This window comes from Methyloceanibacter sp., assembly GCF_035650995.1.
Classification (GTDB): domain Bacteria; phylum Pseudomonadota; class Alphaproteobacteria; order Rhizobiales; family Methyloligellaceae; genus Methyloceanibacter.
On sequence record NZ_DASRGO010000116.1, the window covers coordinates 1 to 4,610 of the forward strand.

A 4,610-nucleotide genomic window follows, 5' to 3' on the forward strand; every position below is an offset into this window, starting at 1 on the left:
TCCGGGCAGATCTGCCGCATCCTCGGCGCGCAGCAACCTGAAGGCTTCAACTACGAGCTCTTCCTCGACGAGAACGGCGAGAAGATCTCCAAGTCGCGCGGCAACGGACTCACCATCGAGGAGTGGCTCACCTACGCCTCGCCGGAGAGTCTTTCGCTCTATATGTTCCAGAGCCCGCGCAAGGCGAAGCGTCTTTATTTCGACGTGATCCCGCGCGCGGTCGACGAGTATGTCGGCCACCTCGCCGCCTATCCCAAGGAGGATCAGGGGGCGAAGCTGATGAATCCCGTCTGGCATATTCATAACGGAGAGCCGCCGGAGGCCAAGCTTCCGATCAGCTTTGCGCTGTTGTTGAACCTCGTAAGCGCCTCGAACTCTGAGGACCGCGACGTCTTGTGGGGGTTCATCCGCCGTTATGCGCCGGACGCGACGCCCGAAGGGCATCCTCTGCTCGATCAACTCGTCGGCTATGCGATCCGCTACTTCCACGATTTCGTTAAGCCGAGCAAAAATTACCGTGCGCCATCGGAAAAAGAGCGCGCGGCGCTGCTCGATCTCGAGGCGAGGCTCGCCAAGCTTCAGCATGGTGTGCTTGCCGAGGAGATTCAGGCCGAGGTCTACGCCGTCGGCAAGGAGCACGGCTTCGAGCCGCTGCGCGACTGGTTCGCTGCGCTCTACGAGGTTCTGCTCGGCCAAACGCAGGGCCCGCGCTTCGGCTCCTTCGTCGAGCTTTACGGTATCGCCGAGACCCGCGTCCTGATCGCCAAGGCGCTGGACGGCGCACTTGTCGCCGCGGGTTGATCACTCGAACCGGCCCGCACCGATCTTTTGGCACGAGTGTTGCTCGAATCAATCTCTGTCACGCGCACGTCATGGCGAGCGACGGTCGGAACGGGCCGAAATCTTGGCTGGACGTCTAATAAGTGGCAGTTGGATTGCGCTAAGCGAGGGCGTGGATGATCAAAATTCGGGCAGGCTACCGGATCGCCTACGAGTGCCCACAGCCGACGCCGATGATCCTGACCTTGAGCGTCCACCCGAGCCGGCGCCAGGATCTCATCACTCCCGACAAGATGCGCACCGACCCTTACGTGCCGGCGACGGAATATGTCGACCGCTACGGCAATATCTGCCACGTCATCCGTGCGCCGGCGGGCCGCATCACGCTGTCCGCGGATTTCCTCATCAGGGACAGCGGCGAGCCGGACGAGGTCGCTCCCGGTGCGACCCAAGCCCCCCTCGAGACGCTCCCCGTCGACACGCTCGTTTATCTCTTGGGGAGCCGCTATTGCGAGACCGACCGGCTGTCCAATTTCGCCTGGTCGACCTTCGGTAAGACTGAGCGCGGGTGGACTCTCGTTCAGGAGATCGTCGACTTCGTGCACAACCACGTGACCTTCGGCTACCCGCATGCCGACGTGACCCGCACCGCGTACGACACCTTCGTCGGGCGCAAGGGCGTGTGCCGCGACTTTGCCCACCTTGCCGTCGCGCTTTGCCGTTGCATGAATGTGCCCGCGCGCTACTGCACGGGCTATCTCGGCGATATCGGCGTTCCGCCCGACCCTTGCCCGATGGATTTCAGCGCCTGGTTCGAGGCCTATATCGGTGATCGCTGGTACACCTTCGATGCCAGGCACAATACCCCGCGCATCGGCCGCATCGTCATCGCTCGCGGCCGCGACGCCACCGACGTTGCCATCACCACGTCCTTCGGGCCCAACACGCTCGCCGGCTTCGAGGTCATCACCGACGAAGTGAAAGAGGTCGAGCCCGCCCTCTCGTGAGAGAGATTGGGCAAAATCCCGAAATTTAATCACATTTTGCGCAAAGCCGGTTCAGCCCGTCTTAGAGGTTTGCGATTATTCCGTGGGCATCCTAACTGAGGAGGACCCCCATGAGCTTGAAGTGTGCTTTGACTGCGGTCGTCGTTCTCGGCTTTGCCGGCACGGCCATTGCCGCCGACGCGAGCCAATTCGTCATCATCAAGGACAAGAACCAGAACTGCCGCGTGGTCGAGAAGAACGTGGTGAGTGAGGACGAACTGACCCAGCAGGTCGGCAAGCAGGCTTATCCGAGCTTCGACGAGGCCAATATCGACCTCAAGGTCGTCTGCGAGAACCAGTAAGTCCGGATACCCGCGCCGCCCTTTCTCCTGGGGGCGGCGCCGCGATAGAGAGGCGCGAGCAGGCCGGCCTGTTCGCGCCTTTTGCTTTGCCGCGCGCGTCACCGGATCCGTGCCCGGGACGGCGGGAACCTCGGGATGCGTGCGGGGTTTGCCTATTGAGGGGCTCTCGCATCGGGGCATGAGAAAGGAGAGTTTCGCAACTTCCAGAGCAAGGGAGAGTCGAAATGACCAAAGCCAAAGCCTTGATCGTAACTGCCGCTGCGGCAACCTTGACGTTCGGGACTGCGGAGCAGGGGAACGTACCCCCGCAACTGCAAACCCCTTTGTGGAATGGCGATCTCGTCATCGTAAAGGATCAAGTCCGCCCGTCGGTGGGTCAAACCGACGACACCGTCGAGCAATCCGCGGAAATGGGAAAGGCCGACGGCGTGCAGGGTGGTGAACACCAGGGTGAGACGCCGAAGAGCCGATCGGCCAAGATGGAAAATTCACAGGCGGAATAGCCGAAGAGAACGAGGGCCGGCGTCCAAAACCCCCGCTGATCGGACCAGCTAGTGATCGAGATCCTCTAGGATGGTGCGCATCTCGATGGCGCGCTCGCCCGTTGTCGCGCGCATGCAGTTCCCGGCCGCGACCGAGGCGAAGGTCCCGCCCTCGTAGCGCGTCTCCCAATAATCGCACTTCGCGTCGCGGAACTGGATCCAGGCGCGCTGCGCGTCCTTCAACGCGGTGGCCGCGCCGGGATCGTCGTTGAGGCGCTTCAGCGCCTCGCCGTACCACTCGTTGAGATAATCGTCCCAGATCTTCTGCTCTCGCATCTGGCAGGCGACGATGGTCATGGTGTTGGCGCCGGGCTCGTCGGGGCAACGATCGCCGATGATCCCGATGCAGGCGCCCATCGCCTTGATCTCGTCGCCGGTGTTCATCGCGAGACAATCGGCGATCGTCTTCCGCTCCCCCGCCGTCGGCTCATCGTCTTGGGCGAGCGCGGGCGAGCACGCGATGAGCAGAAGTCCGAAAGCAAGGGCGATCCGATCCATGACGCGCTCTTTGCAAAAGTAGCGCACCCGGATTATCCGGTTTCGCGCGCAATGACAAAGGTGGGCTTATTGGGTGCCGCGCCAGATGCCGACCTTGTCCTTCTTGGCCGCGCCCTCGGCATCGGCGAGCGCCTTCTCCGAACCGTCCTTGGGATTTGCCCAACCCTGCCGCACGACCCAGGTCGAGAGGTCCGTCCCGGCAACGCTGCAGCGCGCCGTAAAGGTCTTCTGCTCGCCGCCCGCGGGCAAGGTGCAACTGACCGCGCGCGTGCGGATCAGCCTGGTGAGCGCGATGCGCCCGGCGCTCCCGCAGCTCCAGGGTCTGCCCTTGGCATCCTTGCAGCTTGCCTTGGCGTCGCGCGCGGTGATGCCGTCGAGTGTGATGACGATGCCCCCTGATCCGATCGTGCCTGCGTCGATCACCTGCACCTTGTAATAGAGCTTGGTCCGGGGCTTTGGCGTCGGGCTCGCGTCCTTCTGCAAGGCCGCAACTCGTGCCGATTCATCTTTCTCCGCGGCGGGCACGGGCTCAGGCGAAGGCGCGGGATCGGCGACCGCATGGGTTTGCGGCGTGGACGTAACTTGTTGCGCCGGTGGAGCAGCGGCCGGGGCCGGCCCGGCGGCTTGAGACCCCGCCGCCACTGCCGGGGACGCGGTCGGAGGCGTTGCGGCGTTGCTGCCCTCCCGCTTGGCCGCCATCTCCTTAGCCCACCACGCCTGGCCGAACCCGAGCGGGATATTGATGGGCCATAGAAGCAGGGCAACGACCGCAAGCCCGAGGAGGATCGAGAGAATGCGGGAGGCTTGTTCCATGCGCGACACCTGAAGTCGGAAATCAGAAATCAGAAGTCGGAAGTCAGACGCCGCATCGAACCCGGGAGATCAGGCCTTTCTAAGGCCCACCGATCGGACTTCCGGCTTCTATCTCTGACTACTGGCTCGCCCAGACGATGCGGGCCATCCAGTCGATGCGGTCGACCGGAAAGGTCAGGTTGGGATGGGCCGGGTTGAACGAAGCGAGCTCGATGGTCTTGGCTGTGCGCCGCACCAGGATCTTGGCCATCACCTCCCCGTCGGTCGTGCGCAGGACCACGCGGTCGCCTTTGCGCGGCGCCGAGTTCGGCGAGACGATGAGGATATCGCCGTCGCGGTAGAGCGGCTGCATGCTGTCGCCCGCCACCTCGAGCGCGTAGGCATTCTCATCGTCCACACGGGGAAAGCGGATCTGGTCCCAGCCTTGGCCCACTGGGAAGCCGCCGTCGTCGAAGAAGCCGCCGGCCCCGGCCTGCGTCAGGCCGATCAGGGGAATCGGCTGGGCGCGGTCGCGGGCGCCGCGGGGCTCGGACATCACGAGCGCGGTGAAATCCTCGAACGAAGCGCCGGTCGCCTCGAGCACTTTGGCGATGCTCTCGGTGGTCGGCCAGCGCGGCCGCCCTTCCCCC

Annotated in this window: 6 protein-coding genes and 1 pseudogene; 4 read left to right on the plus strand and 3 right to left on the minus strand. The window is 63.8% G+C overall.

The features are described from left to right. From lysK to VFB18_RS08760, 4 genes and pseudogenes are all read left to right on the plus strand, one after another. A pseudogene (gene lysK, locus VFB18_RS08745) lies at positions 1 to 801 on the plus strand (lysine--tRNA ligase); the annotation flags it as partial. A gap of 158 nt (positions 802 to 959) precedes the next feature. Beyond that, positions 960 to 1,787, plus strand: a complete 828-nt coding sequence (locus tag VFB18_RS08750; protein WP_324973722.1) for a transglutaminase family protein — start codon at positions 960 to 962, stop codon at positions 1,785 to 1,787. 110 nt (positions 1,788 to 1,897) lie between these two features. Beyond that, positions 1,898 to 2,128, plus strand: coding sequence for a hypothetical protein (locus VFB18_RS08755; RefSeq protein WP_324973706.1), 231 nt, complete (start codon positions 1,898 to 1,900; stop codon positions 2,126 to 2,128). Between the two features lie 224 nt (positions 2,129 to 2,352). Next, the gene (locus VFB18_RS08760) at positions 2,353 to 2,631 is read left to right on the plus strand and encodes a hypothetical protein (protein WP_324973709.1); all 279 of its coding nucleotides are present in this window, start codon (positions 2,353 to 2,355) and stop codon (positions 2,629 to 2,631) included. A gap of 48 nt (positions 2,632 to 2,679) precedes the next feature. On the opposite strand, the gene VFB18_RS08765 is transcribed toward VFB18_RS08760, so the two are convergent. The 3 genes from VFB18_RS08765 to VFB18_RS08775 form a co-directional block, all read right to left on the minus strand. After that, positions 2,680 to 3,168: a lysozyme inhibitor LprI family protein gene (locus VFB18_RS08765; protein ID WP_324973712.1), complete on the minus strand. Its 489-nt coding sequence runs from the start codon at positions 3,166 to 3,168 to the stop codon at positions 2,680 to 2,682. A 66-nt stretch (positions 3,169 to 3,234) separates the two neighbouring features. Further along, the gene (locus VFB18_RS08770; protein WP_324973715.1) at positions 3,235 to 3,981 is read right to left on the minus strand and encodes a hypothetical protein; all 747 of its coding nucleotides are present in this window, start codon (positions 3,979 to 3,981) and stop codon (positions 3,235 to 3,237) included. A gap of 118 nt (positions 3,982 to 4,099) precedes the next feature. Next, positions 4,100 to 4,610, minus strand: a 511-nt coding sequence (locus VFB18_RS08775; RefSeq protein ID WP_324973719.1) for a helix-turn-helix transcriptional regulator, incomplete at its 5' end; no start/stop codon positions are given.

What these genes read in the sequence shown, in the direction of transcription:
- VFB18_RS08755 (WP_324973706.1), top strand. Translation starts at nt 1,898, where the DNA reads ATGAGCTTGAAGTGTGCTTTGACTGCGGTCGTCGTTCTCGGCTTTGCC.
- VFB18_RS08760 (WP_324973709.1), top strand. Translation starts at nt 2,353, where the DNA reads ATGACCAAAGCCAAAGCCTTGATCGTAACTGCCGCTGCGGCAACCTTG.
- VFB18_RS08770 (WP_324973715.1), bottom strand. Translation starts at nt 3,981, where the DNA reads ATGGAACAAGCCTCCCGCATTCTCTCGATCCTCCTCGGGCTTGCGGTC.
- VFB18_RS08765 (WP_324973712.1), bottom strand. Translation starts at nt 3,168, where the DNA reads ATGGATCGGATCGCCCTTGCTTTCGGACTTCTGCTCATCGCGTGCTCG.